We start from the raw sequence: 217 nt of genomic DNA on the forward strand, positions 1-217 counted from the left end.
GCGCTACCGCGTTTCACTTCTGAGTTCGGCATGGGATCAGGTGGTTCCACGGCGCTATGGCCGCCAGGCAAATTCTTAATCTAGAAAGCTGACGTGAATAACGACTTTGCTAGTTGCTTGTCATTATCACTGAATTTGTAAGTAGTTCGCTTGGTATTTGCTACAAGCCTTAGAACACTTCTTGGGTGTTGTATGGTTAAGCCTCACGGGTAATTAG

1 rRNA gene is annotated in these 217 nt (G+C 46.1%); it reads right to left on the minus strand.

Going from position 1 to position 217, the window contains the following annotated elements:
* A 5S ribosomal RNA gene (rrf, locus tag HB860_RS22130) occupies positions 1–68 on the minus strand; the annotation flags it as partial.
* Positions 69–217: the final 149 nt, after the last annotated feature.

The sequence above is a fragment of the Aeromonas genomosp. paramedia genome, from assembly GCF_023093515.1.
Classification (GTDB): Bacteria; Pseudomonadota; Gammaproteobacteria; order Enterobacterales; family Aeromonadaceae; genus Aeromonas.